Origin of the sequence: Pseudomonas sp. SLFW (assembly GCF_009905615.1) — a bacterium.
Lineage (GTDB): Bacteria > Pseudomonadota > Gammaproteobacteria > Pseudomonadales > Pseudomonadaceae > Aquipseudomonas > Aquipseudomonas bambusae.
Genome location: NZ_JAAAKW010000012.1, coordinates 78969 through 101847, shown reverse-complemented (window position 1 = coordinate 101847; position 22879 = coordinate 78969). Strand labels below are relative to the sequence as shown.

Here is a 22879-nt window from a genome sequence, read left to right as displayed (position 1 = left end):
TCCATTCGAGCGATTTCTGTCCTATTCAAACACGGCCATTCACGTCGCTACTTATTGCGAAGTTATGTAATAGATGGCTCTTCGCTACTTGCTGATAAAGTCTGACTTTCTTGCTTAGTAACAAACCTTTGCTATAGCTAAAGCCTCTCAGTTCATCTTAATGAGGCAACGGAATGTCAGTCGCAAAGAAAATGAGCGTGGGACAACTGACCATGTTGACGGCCGTCAACATGTTGGGTTCCGGCATTGTGTTATTGCCCACCAAACTCGCCGAAGTCGGCGGTATTTCAATTCTCTCCTGGCTGATCACGGCCACCGGCTCACTGGCGCTGGCGTATGCGTTCGCGCGTTGCGGCATGCTCAGTCGCAAGACGGGGGGCATGGGCGGGTATGCCGAGTACACGTTTGGTAAATCCGGGAACTACATCACAAATTACACTTACGGCCTCTCATTACTGATTGCCAATGTGGCCATCAGTATTACGGCGGTGGGGTATATCCAGACGCTGTTCGATATAAAGCTGGGCGCGGTGCAAGTCGGCCTCGCAACGATTGCGTTGTTGTGGATTACCACCTTTGCCAACTTCGGCGGCGCGAGCATTACCGGCAAGATTGGCGCTGTGACAGTGTGGGGCGTCATCGCGCCGGTGGTGCTGGTCTCGACCATCGGCTGGTTCTGGTTCGACAGCAGCATCTACGCGGCGGGCTGGAACCCTCACGACAAAACCTGGTACGAGGCCGCGGGCGCATCGGTGGCAATCACACTGTGGGCGTTCCTCGGGCTAGAGTCGGCGTGCGCCAACGGTGACGCTGTGGAAAACCCCGAGAAGAACGTACCCATTGCCGTGCTGGGTGGAACGCTGGGCGCAGCGGTGATCTACATCGTGTCCACCAACGTCATTGCAGGCATCGTCGAAAACGCCGAGCTGGTGTCCTCCACCGCGCCTTTCGGCCTGGTGTTCGCCAAGATGTTCACCCCCCTGATCGGCAACGTGGTGATGGGGTTGATGGTCCTGGCCTGCATCGGTTCGCTGCTGGGCTGGCAGTTCACCGTCGCGCAGGTGTTCAAGAGTTCGGCAGACACCGGTTACTTCCTGCCGATCTTCGCCAAGGCCAACAAACACGGGGTGCCGATCATCAGCATGCTGATCCTGCTGGCAATGCAGACGGCCATGGCCCTGCTGACCATCAGCCCCGACCTAGCCAAGCAGTTCGACACCCTCGTGAACCTCGCGGTGGTCACCAATCTGGTGCCGTACATCCTGTCCATGGCGACGCTGATGACCCTGCAAAAAGTCTCGAACGTGCCCGCCAACAAGGCACTTATCACCAACATCGTTGCCTACATCGCTGCGGCCTACAGTTACCTCGCGCTCTACAGTTCCGGCGAGCAGGCGCTGATGCTCGGCGGCGTGGCGACCATCGTCGGCTACACGCTGTTCGGTTTCGTCAACACGCGACTGATCAAACTGGAGGCCCTCAACAATAGCGTTCCGACCCAGACCGTGTCGGCGCAGCACATCGTAGGCGAGCCGATCCCCGTGAACAGCTTGCCGCTTAACACCGTGAATCAGGCCACATTGGAGACTCAACCATGACGGAATACAGACACCTGCTCGGCATGCTGGCGCTCCTGGTTACCAAGCAGCCCGACAAACGCAGCGTGTTCGGCCGGGCCTTGATCCAGCTGATCAGCGATGTCGAAGAACGCTCCATCAGCGTGCTGACCTCGGAGAGCCTGAGCGACGCCAAGTCGATCCTCAGCACTGACCCGGCGATCCAGTGCGTTCTGCTCAGTTGGGAGATGGACGACAGCCCGGACCACCAGGAATGCATCGACCTGCTCACCACCCTGCGCGAGCGCAACACCCGGGTGCCGGTGTTTTTGATCAGCGACCGCAGCACCGCGTCCAGCGTGCCACTGATCGTCATGCAGCACGCCGACGACTTCATCTGGCTGCCGGAAGACACCAGCCGCTTCCTCAGCGGGCGCATCATGGCCGCCATCGAACGCTATCGTCAGGCGGTGTTGCCACCGATGTTCGGCGCGTTGCTCAAGTTCGCCCGCAGCTACGAATATTCCTGGCACACACCGGGGCATGCGGGCGGCACGGCGTTTCTGAAAAGCACTGCGGGCCGGGCGTTCTACGAGTTTTTCGGGGAAAACTTGCTGCGCTCTGACCTTTCGATTTCGGTCGGCGAACTCGGCTCGTTGCTCGACCACAGCGGCCCCATCGGCCAAGGCGAACGCTACGCCGCCAAGGTCTTCGGCGCCCATCGCACGTACTACGTGACCAACGGGTCGTCGATGTCCAACCGCGTCATCCTCATGGCGAGCGTCACGCGTGATCAGATCGCTCTGTGTGATCGCAATTGTCACAAGTCCGCCGAGCACGCGATGACCCTGTCGGGTGCGATTCCGACCTATCTGGTGCCGACCCGCAACCGTTTCGGCATCATCGGCCCGATCCTGCCGCAGACCCTGAGCGCCGAGGGCGTGAAAGCCGCTATCGTCAGTAACCCGCTGGTCAAAAGCCACATCGACCCGAAGCCGGTGCACGCCATCGTCACCAACTCCACCTACGACGGCCTGACCTACAACGTCACCCGCGTCGAAGAGCTACTGGGGCAGAGCGTCGATCGGCTGCATTTCGACGAGGCGTGGTACGGCTATGCGCGCTTCAACCCGCTGTACAAGGACCGCTTCGCGATGCACGGCAATCCGGACGATCACGACCCGACGAAGCCGACCGTGTTCGCCACGCAATCAACCCACAAACTCCTGGCGGCGCTGTCTCAGGCGTCGATGATCCACGTGCGCAATGGGCGCAATCCGATTCCTCACGGGCGCTTCAATGAGTCCTACATGATGCACGCTTCGACCTCGCCCAATTACGCGATCATGGCTTCGTGCGACGTCAGCTCGGCGATGATGGAGGCTCCCAGCGGGCAGATTCTGACCAACGAATCCATCGAAGAAGCCATCGCGTTCCGCCAGGTGATCTCGCGCATGCAGAGCGACATGCTCAGCAACGATGACTGGTTTTTCTCGTGCTGGCAGCCGCCGTCAGTGCCGGTCGGCGCGACCTCGATTCCGTTTCACGAAGTCGATCCGCTCAAGCTCAAGACCGACCCCAATTGCTGGGTGCTGCACCCGAATGAGGTGTGGCACGGCTTCGGCAACATCGAAGACGGCTACTGCATGCTTGACCCGATCAAAGTGTCGATCCTCAGCCCCGGCATGGGCGACGACGGCAACCTGCTCGACTTCGGTATCCCGGCGTGTGTGCTCAGCGCGTACCTCGGGCGGCAGGGGATCGTCGTCGAAAAAACCACTGATTTCACGATTCTGTTTTTGTTCTCCATCGGCATCACCAAAGGCAAGTGGGGCACGCTGGTGAACGCGCTGTTGGACTTCAAGCGCGACTACGACACCAACCTCGAACTGGAGCTGTGCCTGCCCGATTTGCTGACCGCCAATCAGCAGCGCTACACAGGGATGGGCTTGAAGGACTTGTCCGAAGAAATCTTCGCGGCCATGAAAAAGAACAAAACCACAGCGACCATGGCCCAGGCGTTCGGCACGCTGCCCAAGGCGGAGTTCAGCCCGGTGGAGGCGTACGAAAAACTGGTCAGAAACGAAGTCGAGCAAGTGACGCTGGAAGAGGCCGCCGGCCGCATCGCCGCGACAGGCATCGTGCCTTATCCGCCCGGCATTCCGCTGCTGATGCCGGGCGAACACGTAGGGGCCACGGACGGAGCGGTGCTGGCGTATCTCCGGGCGCTGGAGAGTTTCGACAAGTCGTTTCCGGGGTTCACCCATGACACCCATGGGATCGAGAGCGAGGCGGGGGTTTATCGGTTATTGGTGTTGAAATAGAGGCGTGAACCTGTGGGAGCGAATTCATTCGCGATTCGCTCCCACAGCAGATGGGTTGCGCTGTGACTACCTCAATTGCTTTGAATCTTCTGCAACGCCTGCTGGGTCAATGACACACACTCCCGCGCCCCGTCATCGTTGTGCCGCGCCAGTGCCGATTCGGCGCGGTGGACGGTGGTGTCGACGTCGCTTCTCACGGCATCGCTGAGGTTGGGCTTGGCGACTTTTGCATCTCGAACTTTGCTCAGATTCATCTGGCACTGGCTGTTGTCATCGTTGGCAGTCGCCGTGAAGGGCAGGGCGAATGCAGTCAGGAGCAGGCCGGTGAGCAGGGCGTGTTTCATGTTGTTTTCCGCAGAAAGGTAGGTAAGGGGTTCGTGATCTGTACGAACCTGCTGCATGAGACAGCGGATTTCGGATTTCTGCCAGATGGCGAATTGCTTTAACTGCAAAACCCTCAGGACTTCCCGCTGGACGGCAAGCCACTGCGCTACCATGTCGCGGCGTCCTGATGCGTGACGCCCCGAAGCCAGCCGCCGAGCCGCCCCGATGGACATTGACCTCGCCCGTACCTTCCTCGAAATCGTTCGCCACGGCAGCCTGATGGCCGCCGCCGAAGAGCTGCATGTCACCCAGACAGCGATCACGGCGCGGGTGCAGAAACTGGAAAGTCACCTGAATTGCACGCTGTTCATCCGCAATCGTACCGGCGCCAAACTGACCCCCGACGGCGAAGCGTTCGTGGTGTTCGCCAATCAACTGGTTCAGACCTGGGACGCTGCACGGCGCGAGTTGCCCTTGCCGGATGGCTACCGTCACGTGCTGCGGGTGGGCGCCGAAATGAGCCTGTGCAACCCGTTGATGCTCAGTTGGGTGCGCGAGATCCGGAGCTCGATCCCCGAGTACGCGCTGCATTCCGAAGTGAAGGACGGAGATGCGCTGATGAAAGACGTCGAGCGCGGGGTACTCGATGCGGCGCTGGTCTACCAGCCCGCGTATTGGCCGGGGTTGCAGGTCGAAGAATTGCTCGAAGAAAAGCTGATTCTGGTGCGCGTCGTCGGCAAATCCGAGCCCTACGTGTACATCGACTGGGGCCCGGCGTTTCGTCAGCAACACGATGCCGCGATGCCGGAGTATTCCCGCGCTGCTGTGGCCTTCAACCTGGGGCCGTTCGCGTTGCAGTACATTCTGGACAATGGCGGCGCCGGTTACTTTCGAACGCGCGTGGTGCAGTCCTACATTGATCGCGGAATCATGGAACGTGTGCCCTTGGCCCCGGAGTTCAGCTATCCGACCTATCTGGTCTATTCACGGGAAAATCCTTCATCGACGCTGCAAAAAGCGGTCGAATTGCTGCGAGAGATTGCGCGCGAGAAGGGTGATTGGTCCCAGCGCTGGGACCCGTTGATTTGAGGCCGTGCGTCAGTCGATCAGGCTGATGATGCCGATCACTTTGCGATCCGCGTCGAGGACCGGCAGGTACATGCGGCCTTGTCCGCCCAGCATCTTCATCACGTCGGCCACCGAATGCTCAAGTGACACGCCTTGCGTGCTGCGCTCGATGATCTGCGCTGTATCGATGTCGGTCCGGTTGCGGTGCTGCGCGTGAGCCTCGGTCTTGTGCAGAATCGCCTCAAGGTCCTCCCGCGACACGTCGACGAAGGTGCCGACGTCATCCAGCGCCTTGTCCAGATCGGCGCTGTTGAAGTGGCTGACTGACGACTCAGTGGACGGCGCGGGCGTCGCATTGGCCTGCGCGCGTGGGTAACGCATCCGCGTCAGGTTGTTGTAGACCAGCGCCGTCACCAACAGGCAACCGGCGTTGAGCATGATCGGCAGCAGCGCATGCCAGTCCGGACCGGTAAGCGCCTGGCTCGATGTGATGACGCTGAACGCAACGCCTGCCGCCGGTGGATGCAAGCAGCGGCAGACGCACATGCTCAGGATCGCCAGAAAGATCGCCACGCCGATGGCGGTGATGCTGCCGCCAAACAGGTGAAAACACAGCAGCCCGACCAATGCCGATATCAAGTAGCTGCCCATGATCGCCCAAGGCTGCGCCAATGCACCGGTGGACACAGCAAACAGCAAAACCGCAGAAGCGCCGAGAGGCCCCAGCAGATGCAGCGTTGCCTCGGTGCCGAACAGTTGGCGGCTGAGCAACACGGTGACGAGGATGCCAAGACCCGCACCCAACGCTGCACGGGACCATTCAGCAGGATGGGTGTTGAGAGAGTGAGGGATGAAGCTGCGCAGAAGCGTTTTCAAAACGAGCGATTCCGGGGGTGAAAAAGGAGTTCGCCGGTCGCGGCTGAACTCCTGCACAAAAGGGGCAAGTGCGATTGATTTTTCAAAGGGCGGCAGACAGTGGGGCATTGTTGCGGCAATGACCCGGTCGCCTTGAAGCGGGGTCGATTGTGGTCAGAAAACCGCACTTAGACAAATTCGAAATAATGCAGCTTCACTTCAGCAATTTTGAATTATTGGCGATTTTCATACGCGGATACGACCACGGCTCAAAGAAGTTGAGCTGAAGCGATAGGTGCAATGAGAGATGTCAGAGTAACGAGGGGAGGTGTGGGGATAAAGCAACAGGCCATTGACCTGGCGGGCATCGAGATTTGAACTCGTACCTGCCTGCATCAATGGCCTGTGGTTACAGACTGCGCGACTGAGCCTGTTGACGGGTTCGTTGGGCCGGGCGCGCGGCTTCGATTTCCAGCAAGTGGGTGTTCAACACGTTCGTCAAAAACCGGAACTGATCGTTGAACCCCACCACTTCGTTACTGAAGTGGTTTTCCGCTGCGGGCATCATGAAGGCATCGAAACGATTGTCTTTGACGAGGCCGTGGCGGTCTTTGCGGGTGATGACATGTTGTGAGTAGTAGTTCTTGCCGAACTTGGGAAAACTAACGTGCAAGGTGACGTCTCGGGTCATGTCGATAACTCCGCATCAAGCTGAAAAAGCAAAGGTAAAAGCTGCTGATAAGTGTCAGCTACTTGGCCTTAGTTGGCCGGTGCCATAACACGATTGACCTTTTCGTCCGCCGTGGCTTGCACGGGTTCCAGCGCGAAAAGTTTGAGGGCGACGACGTAGCTGGTGAAAGCTGTCAGCGTCAAGCAAGTCAGAAGATGAATAACCATTTTTCCTGCCCTCGGTCGTGTTTGGGTGTGATGGCGATGTTACGCCCCTCAGTTTTGAGCGGAAGGCAATCGCGGGAATGTTGGTTATCGATGGGAATGATGGTTGGCGAAGGAACTTGGCCTGAGGCAGGCCCTGTGGGAGCAGTCGGAGGTTACGACGGCCGCGATGCGTCATGCCTGACACACCGCGTTCACTTATCTGCGGATACCCGGCGCTTGATGGGCAATCAGGCTCGAATTGTCTCGCTATAGCGATAGGTCGCCACGCAAGCCAGTGCCAGGCCGCTGAGCGCGACCAGCCCACCGACCAGGCCGATATTGGCGACGCCCAACTGGCTGATCACCATGCTGCCCAGCAACGCGCCGCCACCGATGCCGATGTTGTAGATGCCCGAGTGCAGCGACATCGCGACGTCTGTGGCGTCCGGCGCCATGGCCAACACCTTGGCCTGCATGACCAGGCCGAAACACATGATCGCCATGCCCCAGACCACGCTCAGCGCCGCAACCCACGAGGCCTTGCCTGACATCGGCAACAGCAGAATCAGACACAGCGCCAGCGCGCCGATGGCCGCAATCAGCAACCCGCGTGGATAGCGGTTGTTGTAGCGACTGAACACGATCGAGCCCAAAACGCCTGCACCACCGAACAGCAAGAGGACGATGGTGATCATGTCACCGCTCATCTTCCCGACGATCTGTGCGAAAGGTTCGATGTAGCTGTAGGCCGTGAACTGCGCGGTGATCACCAGCGCCGTCAGCACGTACAGCGACACCAGCGCCGGGCGTTTGAAGAGGATTGGCAGGCTGCGCAGCGAGCCCGAGTTCTGGCTCGGCAACAACGGTAGCGATTTCATCAACACCAGTACGGTCAGGGTCGCCGCACCGCCAATGGCCAGGAATGTTGTCCGCCAGCCCAGCGCTTCGCCCAGCACCCGTCCCAGCGGAATGCCCAATACCATCGCCAGTGATGTGCCGGTCGCAAGCAAGCCCAACGCCTGCACCTGTTTGCCCGCAGGCGCCACGCGCACGGCAAGCGACGCCGTGATCGACCAGAACACCGCATGGGCCAACGCAATCCCCACGCGACTGACCAACAACATCCCGAAGCTCGACGCCACACTCGACATCACATGGCTGGCGATGAACAGGATGAACACGAACATCAGCAGCTTGCGCCGCTCGATGTTGCGCGTCATCAGCATCATCGGCAGCGACGTCAACGACACGATCCACGCGTACACCGTCAGCATCAGACCGACCTGAGCGGTGGTCATGTCGAAACTGTGGCCGATGGCGCTCAACAACCCGACCGGTACAAATTCCGTGGTGTTGAAAATGAAGGCCGCGAGGGCCAGCGCAATGACGCTGAGCCAGCTACCCGTTTGAGCATCGGTCGTGTTCATGAAAGGACGCATCAGCCTCAAGGAAAAAATCCGACAACAAAGCCGCCAGCCTCACACGCAAAACGCCGACAAGCAGAAACGCCGCACAGGGTGGGAACCGAGGCGGTGTATGCAGTCAGCAAACTATTATGGGTATGGGGGGTACGACCAGATGAGGCGCAGTGTACGTGGTTGTTAACGTTGTCACAACGGGGTGACCCCTGCGTCAAAATGGCCCACTCGCAGGTTCGCTAATCAATCATTCGCCCTTCATTGCATCTTGCCGCTCACTTGACGCGCCCTCGATGCTGAACTTATCTGGATAACTATAGGGAGTCACGACTCGATGCAGCTGTTCGCATCGGTATCTAAATGGACGTAAATATCCCGGGTATATCCCGCAGGAGTATTTCTGATGAAGCGGCCCATTGGGGCTAGCGTCAGCAATGTTCTCTATTTGTCTTGCGTATCTATGTTGTTATTGCCAGCCACGGAGATTAATGCCGCCTGTTCGCTCACCCCGAGTGCAGGCAATGACAGCTATGTCTGCGACAGCGGTACAAGTGCGGGAGTGACCGACTTACAGGGCAGCAACACCCTGAACTTCCCCGCCGGGGGCACCGGCACCATTAACGGCGATGTGCAGTTGGGGCCGGCAGCAGATCAAGTGCTGATGGATTCCGGCACGATCCAGGGCCGCCTCGACATGGGGGATGGCGCCAACGTGCTGCGTATCGGCGCAGGCACCGTCACCGGCGCCGTCCAGCAAGGGGCGGGGCCGGATATCTTCCAGATGACCGGCGGCTCGATCCTCTCGCTTTCCCAAGGCGACACCCGCGACACCTTTTTCATGAGCGGCGGCACCATCGTCGGCGCGTTCGAAGATGGCGATGTGGCGACCATGACCGGCGGTACGATTGGCCGCGTCGACATGAAACTCGATAACAACATCTTCGACATGTCGAACGGGCGAATCATCGGCAATCTGGTGACGGGCTTGGGCCGGGACATCATCATCGTGTCGGGCGGCAGTATCGGCGGCAACGTCAGCGTAAGTGGCGGCAACGACAACGTCACGGTCACCGGCGGCGTCATTTCAGGTGAGATACGCACCAGCCTTGGCAATGATGTGTTTGTCTGGAACGGCGGCGGGCAGATCAACTCCGCCGTGCTGATGGGCGATGGCGACGATACCGCGCGGGTAGCGAACCTCACTGAAAGCCAGCTTGCGGCCACGCCGTCACTCGATGGTGGTCTTGGCGCCGATACCCTGACCTTCAGCAACACCGCCTCAGCCAACCCCGCCCGTTACGTGGGTTGGGAAACCGTCAACCTCAACGACGGGTCGCGCCTGGACCTTGGCAACGGCAGCTTATTCCTCGGCGACAGTGCCAGCGCCACTGGTACCTTCAACATTGATGGCAGCAGCATACTGACCTCGACACAAGGCGCGGTTCGTCCCTATCAAGCGGATCAACTGGCCACCCTGAACAATGCCGGGGTCATCGACCTGACCCGAGGCAGCTCGGTCGCCGGTGACACCTTCAGCGTCTACGGCAATTACGTCGGTGCGGGCGGTCAGTTGTGGGTGAAGACGGTACTCGGCGATGACCAGTCGGCCAGCGACAAACTGGTCGTCTCCCAAGGCTCGATCAGCGGCCATACGCAACTGAGTGTCACCAATCTCGGTGGCCTCGGCGGGCTGACCCAGTCCAACGGTATCGAAGTCGTTCAGGCGCTCAACGGGGCCACCAGCACAACCGACGCCTTTGCCCTGAAAGGCTCGCTGTCCGCAGGCGCTTATCAGTACTACCTGTTCAAGGGCGGCGTGACGGCGGGGACTGAAAACAATTGGTATCTGCGCTCCTCGGTGGCGGCCGTGGGGCTGTTTTCCGTCCCGCCTTCGGCGCCCGTGGCAGTCGTGCCGCCTGTGACCACCCCCGTCGCCGCAGCGCCGCCCACCGTGAGCGCCGACGAACCGCCCGTTGAAGCACCGACCGCTGCCCCTGTGGCGCCGCCTGATCCGCCGGCTACGTCTTCAACCGCGCAGGCCGCGACCTCTCCCGAACCCGCCGCCACTACACCGCCGGTTCCGCAGGCCGTCCCGGGTGAAGCGCCCATTGCGTTGTATCGGCTCGAAGTGCCTGTCTATTCGGTCATCGTGCCCGCTGCGCAGATGATGACACTGTCTGCCCTGGGGACCTTTCACGAGCGGCAAGGCGATCAAAGCCTGCTGGCTGAAACCGGCATGGTGCCCGCCGGGTGGGGGCGCCTCTATGGTGATGACCTCAAGAAAAGCTGGTCAGGCACTGCGTCTCCCCGTTTCGATGGCTCGACGCACGGCTACCAGATCGGCCACGACCTCTTTGCCTCCGCCCTCGACGCCGGTCAGACGCAACGCCTCGGTTTCTTCGTGGGCCAAAGCCGTTTGCGCGGCGACGTCCAAGGCTTCGCCGAAGGCTTCCAGCACCGCAAGGCCGGCCATCTTAAACTCGAAGGCGACCACGTCGGTGCGTACTGGACATTGGTCGATCCCAGCGGCTGGTACCTGGATGCCGTCGCCATGGGCACCCGCCTGAACGGCACCAACCGCTCCGACCGCGGCGTCAAACTCGACACCGATGGCCACGCCGTCACCCTGTCACTGGAAAGCGGCTACCCGCTGCCGATCTCGGAACACTGGATACTCGAACCCCAAGCGCAAATCATCCGCCAACGCATCGACCTGGATAAACAGAACGACGGCATCTCCGACGTCGCCTTCGACGCCCAAACCTACTGGACCGGCCGACTCGGCGCGCGCCTCAAAGGACGTTACGTCGTCAGCGGAACTCCCGTTGAGCCGTACCTGCGTGCTAACGCCTGGCACACCTTCAACGGCCGGGACACCGTCACCTACAACGGCGTGGACCGTATCAAGAGCGAGCATCGCGCATCCTCGGCCAACATTGGTGCAGGCGTTGTGGCGAAGCTGTCGACCAGCGTCAGCCTGTATCTGGCCGTGGATTACAGCGCAAACCTGGACAGCGAGGTGTTGGAGGGCAGCAGTGGAGAGGTGGGGGTTAGGGTGAGTTGGTAGTCTTTTCGCGTGTTTGCCGTTCAGGCGCGGCAGCAAGCGTGGCATCAGCGTCCGTCCCGGTAAGGATCATTCGAAAGGTGCCCACCAGAGGCCTCAGCGTCACCCGATGCCACGCCGCCCACAGTGGCATGGTGAAGGTCAGCCACGGCAGTTCCCGGAACACGACCCCCGGATGCGCCGACTGGTTGAGGCTTTTTTGAGTCATCGCAATGCCCAATCCTGCCGCCACCAAACCTAACGCCGTATAAGGCTCGGCGGCCTCAAGACGTATCTCCGGCGTGAAACCGGCGCGGATGCACGCGGCGACAAAGTCATCATGAGGATTCTGGCTCTGGCTCGACTTCACGCCGATCCAGTCGAGGTTTTCTAGATTGGCCGGGGTCAGCCGCTCGATGCTCGCCAGCGGATGATCGGCGGGCAGTGCGAGCAGCATCGGGTCTTCCAGCAATTGGCGGCACGTCAGGTCCGGGTCGTCATCGACAGGAGGCTCGCTGACCAGCGCCACGTCCAGGCTGCGCTGGCGCAGGCCTTCCAGTTGATCCGCCGAACTGAGGTTGTACAGCGCGACGTGAACCCCCGGCCGAATGGCGCGCACTTCACTCAGTGCCTTTGGCAGCACGTTGGCGTGCATGGCGTTCTCGATGTAGCCGATGCACAGACCGCCTTCTTCGCCGCGTCCCAGGCGCTTGCCCAGCGACTCCAGCCGATTGGCGTGTGTCAGCAATGCCCGAGCTTCGGTGAGGAAAGTACGGCCATCCACTGTCAGACGAATCCGCTGCTGAGTGCGCTCGAAGAGGATGAGACCCAAGCGCTCTTCCAGTTGCGCAATCTGACGGCTCAATGGCGATTGCGAGATGTGCAAACGCTCAGCGGCGCGACCGACATGCTCCTCTTCGGCAACGACGACGAAATAACGAAGCTGGCGCAAATCCAACATGATGATGCTCTACAGGTCTCAAGTGTTGCTTATTGTGTCTTGGACGGTCTCGTCTTGGCAATCTAGGATCTGCTCAATGGTCGCAACAGCGGCCCACAATTGATCCGGAGAACCACCATGAGCTTGAAAGACAAACTCCCTGGCGTCATCGGTTTTGGCACCGCTCCACTGGGCAACATGTTCCGCAACATCCCTGAAGCAGAAGCGGCGGCGACCGTCGATGCTGCTTGGGCTGCTGGCGTCCGCTACTTCGACACCGCCCCGTTCTACGGCGCGGGCCTGTCGGAAACCCGCCTCGGCGATGCGCTGAAAAAATACAACCGAGACGAATACGTGCTCAGCACCAAAGTCGGCCGCGTCATCCTCGACGAGCTCGACAACAGCGCCCGCGACCTCGGCGAAAAAAGCGGCGTGTTCGAACACGGGCTGCGCAACAAAATCGTCAACGACTACAGCGCCGATGCCACGCTGCGCTCCATCGAAGACAGCCTCAAACGCCTGAAAACCGATCGCCTCGACATCGTCTGGATTCACGACATCGCCCAGGATTTCTACGGCGACGAGTGGCTGCGCTACTTCGAACAGGCCCGCACCGGCGCTTTCAGAGTGCTGACCCGCCTGCGCGAAGAAGGCGTGATCAAAGCCTGGGGCTTGGGTGTGAATCGCGTCGAACCCATCGAACTGACTCTCGGCCTCGACGACGCCAAACCCGACGGCTTCCTGCTCGCCGGACGCTACACGCTGCTGGATCACGAACGTGCCCTGCAACGCCTGATGGGCGAGGCGCGCGCGCAAAACACCGACATCGTCGTCGGCGGCCCCTACAGCTCAGGCATCCTCGCGGGCGGCACCCACTTCGAATACCAGAAGGCCAGCCCGCAAATCATCGCCAAGGTCGAGTACATCAAACGCATCGCCCAGGCCCACAACGTCGACATCAAAGCCGCCGCGCTGCAATTCTCGCTTGCCAACCCAGCCGTCGCAGCGGTAATACCTGGAGCCAGCCGCCCTGAGCGGATCGCAGAAGACATCGCCGCGCTCAACTCCGTCATCCCCGCAGCCTTCTGGAAAGACCTGCGCGACGCCCGACTGATCGCAGTCGACGCCCCTGTTCCGGCATAACGACCCACACGCTCTTGAACGAAAACCCGCGACGGCTCCACATAACGCCGTCGCCGGTCAAACCCCAAATTCTGGAGAAACACCATGGCACACGCATCTGCAACCCTCGACATCCCGGCTTCGGCCGACACCGTCTGGAAACTCGTCGGCGGCTTCGACTCGCTGCCCGACTGGCTGCCCTTCATCCCGAAAAGCGAACTCAGCGAAGGCGGCCGCGTCCGCACCCTGCAAACCCCGGATGGCGACACGATTATTGAACGGCTTGAAGGGTTTGATAATGATGGGCGGTGGTACAGCTATTCGATTACCCAGGCTCCGTTTCCTGTGACGGGGTATCGGGCGACTTTGCGGGTTGAGGCTTTGGATAGCTCGGGTACGGCTCGGGTGACCTGGTCGGCTGACTTCACGCCGGATGGGGTTTCTGAGGGAGAGGCTGTGGAGTTGTTTGATGGGATTTTCACCAGCGGTCTGGAGGCGATGAAGGCGAATTTTGCGGGGTGAGGGGCGGCTTTTATACCCTCGTAAATCGCTGTGAACTGAACCTGACCCAGCGCAAATACCGATTTCCTTCGCAATGCTCTGAGCAGTCATCGGTGATATGAAGGACGGCGGCCAACAGTTTGGCCTTAGCTTGGGTTTGTAAGGCGCATCACCTGGTTCAGAATGGGCGCCTATCACCAGAGTCCGTAGCCGCTTCGAGACAGGCTACGGACCATCTGCTTCTGAATATCACAAAGCCAGTGCGTCAACCGCCTTGCTGAGTTCATCAACATTAGACCATCGCATCGTGCCGGGCGGAAGCTGCCCGCCTATTTTTCCCAGATACATCAGAAGGTCGTTACTTTTTTTCTCACATCGGCGTCTTTGCGCACTTTCTCCCAAGCGCCATAAGGTTTCTCGCCATCAGCGGGCTCTCCGAACATGGCTTCTTCAAAGTTCGGCACTGATGCTACAAGCGTTGCGCTATGATTCGGGGCGGCAGCGACTATTTCAAGTATTTGCTCATTTGCTGGCCAGGCGGAATTAGCTCGAACCGCTCCCTTTTTGGTGATGATGGTTTTTCTATCGGAGTCGTGCAGCACTGCATACGGGCTGCCAAATTGATTAAGTATTTTGCAAAGTGCAATAATTGTGTATTTTCCGCGTGCCCGGACAATATGAATTTCACCGAATAAGCTTCTATTGGACTCCACTACCTCTTTAAATGCTGAGTGTTCAGTGTCCCCCTCGACAACAATAGTTTTACCTCCGAAGAAGAATTCCGCCACAAATGGATCGTACATGTTTAAAAGTTTTAACTCTTCTCTGTCTTCATCGCTCAGCTTTACTTTCTCTGGTCAAAAAATAGTGGTTCCTGAGACATCGCCGCCAATTTCGCGCTCGACACGCACAATCGATGTGTTATTTCTCGAAAGGTCGATGAATACGGGAGAGTGTGTGGTAACCATAACTTGCCACTTGCCTGCCATGGGCAGTGAATAAAGAACGTTACACGCATCTCTGATTGCGCTTGGGTGTAAACACATTTCTGGTTCATCAAGCAGAAGAACGTGTGGTCGTTCTGTCAGGTCAGCTTTCGGACTTTTCGTTCGTTTGTGCTCAGCAAGGATACGAAGCGCGGTCCATAGCAGTGTTCGGCGCGCCCCACTTCCTTGATGTTCAAGAGTCGACTGATGGCCCTCGGTAGGTCCCATTCGAAGAAGCGGTAACGATTTAAAAAAGTTTAAAACTTTTTCGAGATCTTCCTCTGGTCTGGCGTCAAGGGTTATAGAGTATCCTGGGAATACATCCGAAATCGACTTGTTCAGATTTTCTTGCACGTCCTGTATCGCAGTGACCGCATCTTTTGCTACCTGCTTTTGAAGGGTTCCTACGGACTGCAGTAGTAATTCGTACTGGCTCTTCTCTTCTTGGTCTTCACTTTTTTGCAGCTTACTTCCTTGATTTTTTCTTTGATGGCTTCTTGCAGTAATAGAACAATCTCAGCAGCTTGTTTTTCCGGGTCGTCAAATGCTTCTATGCGATGAGTTTCTGGGCGATTAATTTGAGCAATCGCAGCGGCGCCCCAAGGGCCATGATTATCATCCCAAGCGTTTTTAGTTGTATCAAAGCCGCGCTTTTCGGGCTTGCCAATATCCTTCCATGTCCAGCGTTCGCGTACGTGGCGGTCGCCATTTTTTTTAACATCCATCCATTGCTGGGCTGGAAACTTGCTATTTTCATACAGAACTGTTTCTAGTTCAATTGTTGGGTGTGACTCTGTATCGTCGATGTCAGGAACTTTTGCATTGGGAAAATCTTCTATTGTTAATTCGCCAAGCTTGCCCGATTGCATTACCACTTCATAAGCTCTTAATACAGAGTTTTTTCCTGCGTTGTTTGGTCCCACCAATACGACGATGTCATCTAACTCAATCGTTACGGGTTTTTTTCCTATGGCTCTAAAATTGGAAATAATCAATTTGTGCAATCTGGCTCTCGGTGCTATCTCAGCTTTTTGCTCAGGTTTGTCGATAGATTTCGGTTTGGTAGCCATGTTCCCTCACAGACGTTCCTGCGACGATATTGCCGCAAGGAAAATATGGCACAAAATCAGCTTTCCAGTTGTCTATTAGGTTCGTGTCATGAGCCAGGTATCTCCCACATCTGCGGCTTTTTTTCCGACATAAGGAAGACCAATGTCAGACCTCCGCTCGGCAGAACAGAGACGGAAAATCATGCAGTCCGTCGGAACCGCTGACACGGGGCCAGAAATGATCGTACGCAGAGTGCTCCACGCCTTAGGCTATCGGTACAGGTTGCACCGGAAAGATTTGCCTGGAAAACCAGACATCGTTTTTGCAAAAAAAACTAAGATCATTTTTGTTCACGGCTGCTTTTGGCATGGACATGCGTGCCCAAAGGGGCGCCTACCCAAAAGCCGGTTGGAGTATTGGGAACCTAAAATTGATCGTAACCGCCACCGGGATCGCACTACCGAGGACGCCCTTCGTCTCAAGGGATGGGACGTTTTGACTGTGTGGCAGTGCGAGCTCAAGGATCTGCACTCCTTACGGTGTCGTTTGTCGGCGTTCCTTGGGCCCAGTAAAAAACCGATCGACATCTGATCCGGAATCGCGTAAATTCCACGCCTCGTATGAAGGCGATGATTTTTCACGCCGTGGGAGGAACTCAGATGACACGACCAATTGGAATAGATCTCTTTGCTGGGGCTGGTGGAATGTCCCTAGGCTTCGAGCAGGCGGGCTTTGACATTGTAGCTGCCGTAGAGATCGACCCAATCCACGCCGCCGTGCATTCTTACAATTTTCCTAACTGTGTGGTCATTCCTCAGTCGGTATCCACGTTGACTGCTGAAGACATTCGTGAGACCGCGAATATTGGTGGTCGGAAAGTAGATATCGTTTTTGGTGGCGCTCCATGCCAGGGCTTTAGCTTAATGGGGCAGCGCGCCCTCGATGATCCGCGTAACTCGCTGGTCAAAGATTTTGTCCGCATTGTCGTAGGTTTGGAATCTTCATATTTTGTTTTTGAGAACGTTAAAGGCATTACAGTAGGGCGGCACAAACAGTTTCTTGCGGAACTTATTGAAGAATTTCAGAGCAACGGCTATGACGTCCTGCCTTGGCGAGTACTCAATGCAGCGAACTATGGGGTTCCGCAGGAAAGAGAGCGTTTGATTTTAATTGGTGCGAAGCGTGGGCTAAAACTTCCAGAGTATCCAGAACCGATAACTAGGTCGCCTAGATCATCTCTACTCCTCGATGCCCAGTTGCCGGAGGGCCCTTCCTGCCATGACGCTTTGGGTGACATTCCTGATGCAGAAGATTATGACGCGTTAAATGAAAGCGATTCAACAGCCGTCGAGTGGGGGCGTCCGAGTGCCTACGCTAAAGTTCTCCGCGACATGATTGCTGACTCCACCTACTACGGCTACAAAAGAAAATGGAACAAGGAACTTCTGACAAGCAGCCTTCGTACCAATCATTCTGAACTATCTCGTGCTCGCTTTGCGTCAACCGAGATGGGCCAAGTGGAGCCTACCTCTCGATTTTTCAAACTTCACGCTAAAGGCGTATCTAATACTCTTCGCGCGGGCACAGATTCTGCGCGTGGCGCATTCACCAGTCCTAGACCTATCCATTACAAGTATCCTCGCTGCATCACTGTGCGAGAAATGCTCCGCTTGCATGGTTTTCCTGACTGGTTTCGCACGCATGTAACTAAATGGCATGGGGCAAGGCAAGTGGGCAATGCTGTCCCCCCTCCGTTGGCTCGTGCAGTTGGAATGAGCATCATTGAAGCGATTGGGTGCGAACCCTTTACTCCAGCTGACGCCATTCTGATGGGAGATGAGAGGCTGCTCTCGATGGATATGGGGCAAGCATCTCGCCACTTCGAGATCAATGTTCCGATCAAGCAGCGAGATCGTAAGGGAGCACCGAAGCCTAGGCAGTCAGTCATTCAGACCGCATAATTAAATTCCCTTTACCTTAGGTTGAAGGACAAACATAGCGTCTCGATGGAATGTCGGGGCGCTGAACTGCCCTATTTTTTCCCTAGTCACTGCTGCGAACTCGACCACGTAAATCCCTTTGTTCCTGATCGCTGCTATTGCAACAGGGATGACGAGATCAGTATCAGTCGACTCGAAAGCGGCTATCACCTGGCGGCCAATTTGTTCAGTTAAGATGCGCTGATTCCCTTGTTTAGCTTCCACGGTAATGAGTACTTCAGACTGTTTGCTATCCGGTGCGGCGTGAAGCGCTCGAAACAGTGCATCTATCTGAACCTTTCTCAGTTTGATGTCCATCTGGAGGTGCGTTAGCTCCAGTGCATCAATCTGGCTACCCGCAGCGTTAGCAAAGTGGCTCTCTATTATTCGTAGATTTACGGCTACTTGAAGTAGCCACGATTCATCTGTCCGGCCTAGCGCTTTGGACGCTAGAGGCAGACTAAGGCTCTGCACCTCGAAGCTCGGTGTAGAGTCAGATGGAAGAAAATCTTCATCTAGACTGTCCAGCGCACCAGCCACCCCGTGAACAAATTCGAAGATTGCGCCATCACCTGTTCTCTGAACCCCTCCGATCTGGAGATCCTTCAATCGTTGGGGCCATATCTTTGAGGCGCTTTTACCCCTGACGATGTCCTTCATAAAATTAAACGGGTTGCCGTCTAGCTTCATTTTTATGCCGTAGTGCTCTGCGCAGTAGCGTTTTGCATCTTGGACCTCCGCTGCGCTAACCAATGTGCGGGAAAAAGTCTTAGTCTGCTCGTCGTAAAGCGTATCGAATATCCGTTCGATGATTATCGTTTTCTCGCTAACGGCCATTCGCCAGTCTCCACCTGAAATCTTTGATGAGAGGGTGAATGGTGGCATAGCCGCATCGCTTGGAATACATGAATTGTAGGATGAGCTCAGATGCCATCGGACCCGTTTGGACCTTTACTGAATTTTAGGCACAAAAAAAGACGTCCTAAGACGTCTTCTCTGTCAGATTTGGTGGAGCCGGGGGGATTTGAACCCCCGTCCGCCAGTACTCCGCTTTCGGGCCTACATGCTTAGCCGTGTCTATTAAGTTAACCCTCAGCGACCCGACGGGCAGGGTGCTTTGGGCGAGCTGTGTAAGTTTTAGCCGATTCGTCCACAGCGTACTGCACGGCGATCCTGTTCTGTATGACAATCATTTTGGGTTTACAGGCATCCCCTGATGATTGCTGGAGCCGAAGCTACCAGAAGGAAGGCTAGCGCCGCTTACGCAGCGAGAGCTTGTTCCCCGTAGGTTTCGTCATTGGCAACTATAGAAAGTTGCAACAGTGGATTTACGACTTCTGTTACCAAGTCGGCATGCCCCTAGAGTTTCATCACCGGCGTCGAATCCTAATCGGCCCCAATTCTGCTGCTCTAGCAGTCAGGCCGCGGAGTGTACCTGAATCAATAGGATACGTCGACTCTGGGCCTCAAGCCGCGTCACCACGCCAGCCCAAAGGCTGGCTGCAGTGCTCGTAGCGCCTTACTTGGCGTTGCCGCCGTCGGAGCCGTCGCCGCCGGTTTTGAGGGTGGTGATTTCTTTGGTGGTGAGCTCGATGCACTTCTTGTCATCACCGGCTTTTTGCGCAGCGGTGGCAGCGGTCAGGGTTTTTTCCAGCTCGTCTTTGGTGTCTGCGCTCATGTTGGTGCTCGTGGATGTATGAGCATCCTTGAGCGTTTGCAGGTTAGCGCCACACAGGTCGTCGGCAGCGAATACCGGGGAACCCAACAGTGCAGCGGTAAGAAACAGACCAGTCAGTGCTGTGCGCTTCATGTGTATCTCCTTGAGCCTGTTGACTCGGTGTGGCCGCTCAATCGGGGCCGTTCTCCGAGATGGAGGAATAAGCGCCTGTCGTGTGTGGCGCTTAAAGAGATGGACTGTCGGTCAACGCAGGGGTTCTATTTATTTTGCGAATGCTGGGAAAAAGCCATGTTGCGACATGTTTCAGCGAAATGGGGCGAACGTCGCCCCATTTGTGTGCATCAAGCGGTTCTTGGTCGGGTGACGCGATCCACGAGGTAGACCAGACCGTGGTAGTCGATTTCGCCGTATCGCGAGAGGCCGATTTCGCAGGTGCGGCTGGTTGAGATGCCTTCGGTGCAGTACTGAACGGCGTCTTTCAGGGTGCGTAGCGAGTGGGCGTTGAGCTCAGGTGTGGTGAAGCCTTTGTCACCCGCGAACCCGCAGCAGTGGATGCCTTCAGGTATGACCACGTTGACGCTGCACAGTCGGGCGAGTTCGATCAGCGCCTGGCTCTCTCCCAGGTGTTGAGTGCTGCAGGTGACGTGGACGGCGATGGCTTCCTGTTGCGGCGTGAACTCCAGTTTGTCGAGCAGGTGCGTGCGGATGAAGCGCACGGGGTCGTAGAGGTCGAGCCGGGTGTCTATGAGGTCTTGGACCAATCTCAGCGTGCAAGGGCTGGTGTCGCAATAGATAGGGTCGAGGCCGCCACGGCTGGCTTTGGTCAGCGCGGCGAGCAGTTGTTGGCGCTTCTCTTCGGCCTGGTCGGGATAGCCTTTCGACGCGAACGGCTGCCCGCAGCAGAGCCTGTCCTGATCGTCCGGGAAGATCACTTGGTAGCCCGCTTTCTCCAGCAGACCGCGTGTTTTGTCCATCAGCGACATTTGCTCGTGGTCGGTTGCGGCAGGGCCCATGACGCGGGAGACACAGGCGGCGAGGTACACCACGCGAGGGCGCTGATCTTCCACGGGCGGGGTGAAGCGAATGGCGTTTTCCGGCTGCGGCATGGCGGGGGTCCATTGCGGGACGCGACCCGACGACGCCTTGGTCAGCGCGGCAGAAACCTTCGCCAGCCGTGGCGCCCCCAGCAGCATGCGCGCTCCGTTGGCAGCATGCAGCGTGAAGCGTGCGCCGTTCAGTGCAGTGGTGAAGTGCTCGGCCAGCCAGCCAGCGGTTTTGCCGTGAGTCGCTTCTTGGGCTCGCAACTTTTTCACCAGCTCGCCAGTGTTGATGCCCACCGGGCAACGTTGCGCGCACAAGCCGGTCGCGGCGCAGGTGTCGATGCCTTGGTAGTGGTAATCGCGCTCCAGTTCGGTGGTGTCGGTGCCGGCGCGTTTTTTTGCCTGAATGTCGCGCCACATGACGATGCGCTGGCGCGGGCTGAGGGTCAGTCCTTTGGACGGGCACACCGGTTCGCAGAAGCCGCACTCGATGCATTTGTCGACGATTTCATCGGCAGCGGGCATGGGCTTGAGGTGCTTGAGGTGAATCTGCGGGTCTTCACTGAGCACGACGTCCGGGTTGAGAATGCCGTTGGGGTCGAGCAGCCGTTTGAGCTGCCACATCAATTGGTAGGCGTCGCTGCCCCACTCCAGCTCGACGAAGGGCGCCATGTTGCGCCCAGTGCCGTGTTCGGCCTTGAGCGAGCCGTTGAATTCGACCGCGACGAGTTGCGTGACGTCGTCCATGAACGCCGAATAACGGGCGACTTCCTGAGGGTCGTTGAAACCTTGGGTGAAGACAAAATGCAGGTTGCCCTCCAGCGCATGGCCGAAGAGGATCGCCTCGTCGTAATGGTGTTTGTCGAACAACTCGATCAGCCGACGCACGCCAATGGCCAGTTGCTCGACGGGGAAGGTCACGTCCTCGATGATCACGGTGGTGCCGGTTTCACGCACGGCGCCGACGGCAGGAAACGTGTCTTTGCGGATCGCCCACAGTCGGGCGTTTTCGACAGGGTCTTCGGTGAAATCGACCTGCTTCTCGACCGGAAAATGAGCGATGGACGCCATGATCTGCGCCAGTTGTTCGTGCAGCAGAGGCTGTGTCGCGGCCCGGGCTTCGATGAGCAAGGCGCAGGCGTTTTCTGACAGCTCGCGCACGAACGGCGGCATCCCCGGTTTGTTTTGCACTGAGCGCATGCTGCGTCGGTCGAGCAGTTCGACGGCGGACACTGGCTGGGTTTTCAGGACCGTCACGGCGTTGCAGCAGGTTTCCACATCCGGAAACACAATCAGCGCCGAGGCTTTGTTCGGGTGATCGGGCACGGTGTCGTAGGTGACCGCGCTGATGAACCCCAGTGTGCCTTCGGAACCCACCAGCAGGTGACTCAGAATATCCAGTGGCTCCTCGAAATCGACCAGAGCGTTAAGCGATAAGCCGGTGGTATTTTTCAGGCGGTATTTGTGGCGAATCCTGGCGGCCAATTCAGTGTTGGCGCGGGTCTCCCGGCCTAGTTGAGCGAGACGTTCCAAGAGGTCAGCGTGACTGGCGCGGAAGGCCGCGACGCTCTGCGGGTCTTCGGTGTCGATACGCGTACCATCCGCCAGCACCAGACGAATCCCCGCCAGCGTGTGATAGGTGTTTTGCGCGGTGCCGCAGCACATGCCACTGGAATTGTTCGCGACGATGCCGCCGATTTTGGCGGCGTTGATCGAGGCCGGGTCCGGACCGATCTTGCGCCCGAACGGCGTTAGCCAAGCGTTGGCTTGAGCACCGATTACGCCCGGTTGCAGGCGAATCTGCTCCCCGCGACCGCGGATTTCCCGGCCGTTCCAGTTATCGCCGAGCACCAGTAAGACGGAGTCGCTGATGGCCTGACCCGACAGGCTCGTGCCAGCTGCGCGAAAGGTGACAGGGACCCGGTCGACCTGCGCGAGCTTGAGCAGTGTCACGACTTCGTCTTCGGACTCGACGCGGATGACCAGCTTGGGAATCAGCCGATAAAAGCTGGCGTCGGTGCCGAAGGCCAGCGTCGACAGCGGGTCGTCGAACCGGCGTCCGGCAGGGATCAGGCGCTTCACATCGGCCAGAAAGGAGGCGGGGAGGCTCATGCGGTCT

General features: G+C 57.8%; 19 protein-coding genes and 1 other RNA gene. 8 read left to right on the top strand and 12 right to left on the bottom strand.

Annotated features, from left to right (window positions below; translation table 11 throughout):
• Positions 1-173 precede the first annotated feature (173 nt).
• Both potE and GVN17_RS20590 read left to right on the top strand, forming a co-directional pair.
• Positions 174-1598: a putrescine-ornithine antiporter gene (potE, locus tag GVN17_RS20595; RefSeq protein WP_166597095.1), complete on the top strand. Its 1425-nt coding sequence runs from the start codon at positions 174-176 to the stop codon at positions 1596-1598.
• The gene (locus tag GVN17_RS20590; RefSeq protein WP_166597094.1) at positions 1595-3880 is read left to right on the top strand and encodes an Orn/Lys/Arg decarboxylase N-terminal domain-containing protein; all 2286 of its coding nucleotides are present in this window, start codon (positions 1595-1597) and stop codon (positions 3878-3880) included. The genes potE and GVN17_RS20590 overlap by 4 nt, the downstream gene beginning before the upstream one ends.
• Before the next feature lie 71 nt (positions 3881-3951).
• Here the strand turns inward: GVN17_RS20590 and GVN17_RS20585 are convergent, their stop codons facing one another.
• Positions 3952-4437 (bottom strand): hypothetical protein, encoded by a 486-nt coding sequence (locus GVN17_RS20585; protein ID WP_166597093.1) that lies wholly within the window; start codon positions 4435-4437, stop codon positions 3952-3954.
• On the opposite strand from GVN17_RS20585, the gene GVN17_RS20580 reads away from it, so the two are divergent.
• Complete coding sequence (locus GVN17_RS20580) at positions 4430-5293, top strand: LysR family transcriptional regulator (protein ID WP_166597092.1); 864 nt, start codon at positions 4430-4432, stop codon at positions 5291-5293. The genes GVN17_RS20585 and GVN17_RS20580 overlap by 8 nt on opposite strands.
• A 9-nt stretch (positions 5294-5302) precedes the next feature.
• Here GVN17_RS20580 and GVN17_RS20575 read toward each other — a convergent pair whose 3' ends face one another.
• From GVN17_RS20575 to GVN17_RS20565, 3 genes are all read right to left on the bottom strand, one after another.
• A complete protein-coding gene (locus GVN17_RS20575; RefSeq protein WP_166597091.1) occupies positions 5303-6148 on the bottom strand; it encodes an HPP family protein in 846 nt (281 codons plus the stop codon).
• Positions 6149-6536: 388 nt separating this feature from the next.
• On the bottom strand, positions 6537-6818 hold the full coding sequence (locus GVN17_RS20570; protein WP_166597090.1) for a hypothetical protein: 282 nt from the start codon (positions 6816-6818) through the stop codon (positions 6537-6539).
• 433 nt (positions 6819-7251) lie between these two features.
• The gene (locus GVN17_RS20565) at positions 7252-8430 is read right to left on the bottom strand and encodes a sugar transporter (RefSeq protein ID WP_166597089.1); all 1179 of its coding nucleotides are present in this window, start codon (positions 8428-8430) and stop codon (positions 7252-7254) included.
• Between the two features lie 394 nt (positions 8431-8824).
• On the opposite strand from GVN17_RS20565, the gene GVN17_RS20560 reads away from it, so the two are divergent.
• Positions 8825-11488 (top strand): autotransporter outer membrane beta-barrel domain-containing protein, encoded by a 2664-nt coding sequence (locus GVN17_RS20560; RefSeq protein ID WP_166597088.1) that lies wholly within the window; start codon positions 8825-8827, stop codon positions 11486-11488.
• On the opposite strand, the gene GVN17_RS20555 is transcribed toward GVN17_RS20560, so the two are convergent.
• The gene (locus GVN17_RS20555) at positions 11472-12425 is read right to left on the bottom strand and encodes a LysR substrate-binding domain-containing protein (protein WP_166597087.1); all 954 of its coding nucleotides are present in this window, start codon (positions 12423-12425) and stop codon (positions 11472-11474) included. The genes GVN17_RS20560 and GVN17_RS20555 overlap by 17 nt on opposite strands.
• Positions 12426-12542: 117 nt before the next feature.
• Between GVN17_RS20555 and GVN17_RS20550 the strand changes: the two genes are divergently transcribed.
• Together GVN17_RS20550 and GVN17_RS20545 are read left to right on the top strand one after the other, a co-directional pair.
• On the top strand, positions 12543-13547 hold the full coding sequence (locus GVN17_RS20550; RefSeq protein WP_166597086.1) for an aldo/keto reductase: 1005 nt from the start codon (positions 12543-12545) through the stop codon (positions 13545-13547).
• Between the two features lie 84 nt (positions 13548-13631).
• Positions 13632-14048 carry an SRPBCC family protein gene (locus tag GVN17_RS20545; RefSeq protein ID WP_166597085.1) on the top strand — a complete coding sequence of 139 codons (417 nt, stop codon included), beginning with the start codon at positions 13632-13634 and terminating at the stop codon, positions 14046-14048.
• Positions 14049-14374: 326 nt separating this feature from the next.
• Here GVN17_RS20545 and GVN17_RS29530 read toward each other — a convergent pair whose 3' ends face one another.
• Genes GVN17_RS29530 through GVN17_RS29520 form a run of 3 tightly spaced genes read right to left on the bottom strand, consistent with a single transcriptional unit; the run spans position 14375 to position 16083 of the window.
• The gene (locus GVN17_RS29530) at positions 14375-14830 is read right to left on the bottom strand and encodes a TOPRIM nucleotidyl transferase/hydrolase domain-containing protein (RefSeq protein ID WP_218576329.1); all 456 of its coding nucleotides are present in this window, start codon (positions 14828-14830) and stop codon (positions 14375-14377) included.
• A 54-nt stretch (positions 14831-14884) separates the two neighbouring features.
• Positions 14885-15478: an AAA family ATPase gene (locus tag GVN17_RS30025; RefSeq protein ID WP_218576338.1), complete on the bottom strand. Its 594-nt coding sequence runs from the start codon at positions 15476-15478 to the stop codon at positions 14885-14887.
• Positions 15418-16083 carry an AAA family ATPase gene (locus GVN17_RS29520; RefSeq protein ID WP_218576328.1) on the bottom strand — a complete coding sequence of 222 codons (666 nt, stop codon included), beginning with the start codon at positions 16081-16083 and terminating at the stop codon, positions 15418-15420. The genes GVN17_RS30025 and GVN17_RS29520 overlap by 61 nt, the downstream gene beginning before the upstream one ends.
• Before the next feature lie 142 nt (positions 16084-16225).
• On the opposite strand from GVN17_RS29520, the gene GVN17_RS20535 reads away from it, so the two are divergent.
• Positions 16226-16654, top strand: a complete 429-nt coding sequence (locus tag GVN17_RS20535) for a very short patch repair endonuclease (protein ID WP_166597084.1) — start codon at positions 16226-16228, stop codon at positions 16652-16654.
• A 68-nt stretch (positions 16655-16722) separates the two neighbouring features.
• Positions 16723-18024: a DNA cytosine methyltransferase gene (locus tag GVN17_RS20530; protein ID WP_166597083.1), complete on the top strand. Its 1302-nt coding sequence runs from the start codon at positions 16723-16725 to the stop codon at positions 18022-18024.
• Here GVN17_RS20530 and GVN17_RS20525 read toward each other — a convergent pair whose 3' ends face one another.
• From GVN17_RS20525 to GVN17_RS20510, 4 genes are all read right to left on the bottom strand, one after another.
• On the bottom strand, positions 18025-18927 hold the full coding sequence (locus GVN17_RS20525) for a hypothetical protein (protein ID WP_166597082.1): 903 nt from the start codon (positions 18925-18927) through the stop codon (positions 18025-18027).
• 121 nt (positions 18928-19048) lie between these two features.
• Positions 19049-19440: a transfer-messenger RNA gene (gene ssrA, locus GVN17_RS20520) on the bottom strand.
• Between the two features lie 121 nt (positions 19441-19561).
• The gene (locus GVN17_RS20515; protein WP_166597081.1) at positions 19562-19852 is read right to left on the bottom strand and encodes a hypothetical protein; all 291 of its coding nucleotides are present in this window, start codon (positions 19850-19852) and stop codon (positions 19562-19564) included.
• Between the two features lie 209 nt (positions 19853-20061).
• On the bottom strand, positions 20062-22872 hold the full coding sequence (locus GVN17_RS20510; RefSeq protein WP_166597080.1) for an FAD-binding and (Fe-S)-binding domain-containing protein: 2811 nt from the start codon (positions 22870-22872) through the stop codon (positions 20062-20064).
• Between the last annotated feature and the right edge of the window lie 7 nt (positions 22873-22879).

Excerpts from the sequence above, each read along its gene's own strand:
- GVN17_RS20530 (WP_166597083.1), top strand. The coding sequence starts at position 16,723 with ATGACACGACCAATTGGAATAGATCTCTTTGCTGGGGCTGGTGGAATG.
- GVN17_RS20585 (WP_166597093.1), bottom strand. The coding sequence starts at position 4,437 with ATGTCCATCGGGGCGGCTCGGCGGCTGGCTTCGGGGCGTCACGCATCA.
- GVN17_RS20545 (WP_166597085.1), top strand. The coding sequence starts at position 13,632 with ATGGCACACGCATCTGCAACCCTCGACATCCCGGCTTCGGCCGACACC.
- GVN17_RS20535 (WP_166597084.1), top strand. The coding sequence starts at position 16,226 with ATGTCAGACCTCCGCTCGGCAGAACAGAGACGGAAAATCATGCAGTCC.
- GVN17_RS20550 (WP_166597086.1), top strand. The coding sequence starts at position 12,543 with ATGAGCTTGAAAGACAAACTCCCTGGCGTCATCGGTTTTGGCACCGCT.
- GVN17_RS20525 (WP_166597082.1), bottom strand. The coding sequence starts at position 18,927 with ATGCCACCATTCACCCTCTCATCAAAGATTTCAGGTGGAGACTGGCGA.
- GVN17_RS29520 (WP_218576328.1), bottom strand. The coding sequence starts at position 16,083 with ATGGCTACCAAACCGAAATCTATCGACAAACCTGAGCAAAAAGCTGAG.
- potE (WP_166597095.1), top strand. The coding sequence starts at position 174 with ATGTCAGTCGCAAAGAAAATGAGCGTGGGACAACTGACCATGTTGACG.
- GVN17_RS20590 (WP_166597094.1), top strand. The coding sequence starts at position 1,595 with ATGACGGAATACAGACACCTGCTCGGCATGCTGGCGCTCCTGGTTACC.
- GVN17_RS20580 (WP_166597092.1), top strand. The coding sequence starts at position 4,430 with ATGGACATTGACCTCGCCCGTACCTTCCTCGAAATCGTTCGCCACGGC.
- GVN17_RS20560 (WP_166597088.1), top strand. The coding sequence starts at position 8,825 with ATGAAGCGGCCCATTGGGGCTAGCGTCAGCAATGTTCTCTATTTGTCT.
- GVN17_RS20570 (WP_166597090.1), bottom strand. The coding sequence starts at position 6,818 with ATGACCCGAGACGTCACCTTGCACGTTAGTTTTCCCAAGTTCGGCAAG.
- GVN17_RS20555 (WP_166597087.1), bottom strand. The coding sequence starts at position 12,425 with ATGTTGGATTTGCGCCAGCTTCGTTATTTCGTCGTCGTTGCCGAAGAG.
- GVN17_RS20510 (WP_166597080.1), bottom strand. The coding sequence starts at position 22,872 with ATGAGCCTCCCCGCCTCCTTTCTGGCCGATGTGAAGCGCCTGATCCCT.
- GVN17_RS20515 (WP_166597081.1), bottom strand. The coding sequence starts at position 19,852 with ATGAAGCGCACAGCACTGACTGGTCTGTTTCTTACCGCTGCACTGTTG.
- GVN17_RS20565 (WP_166597089.1), bottom strand. The coding sequence starts at position 8,430 with ATGAACACGACCGATGCTCAAACGGGTAGCTGGCTCAGCGTCATTGCG.
- GVN17_RS29530 (WP_218576329.1), bottom strand. The coding sequence starts at position 14,830 with ATGTACGATCCATTTGTGGCGGAATTCTTCTTCGGAGGTAAAACTATT.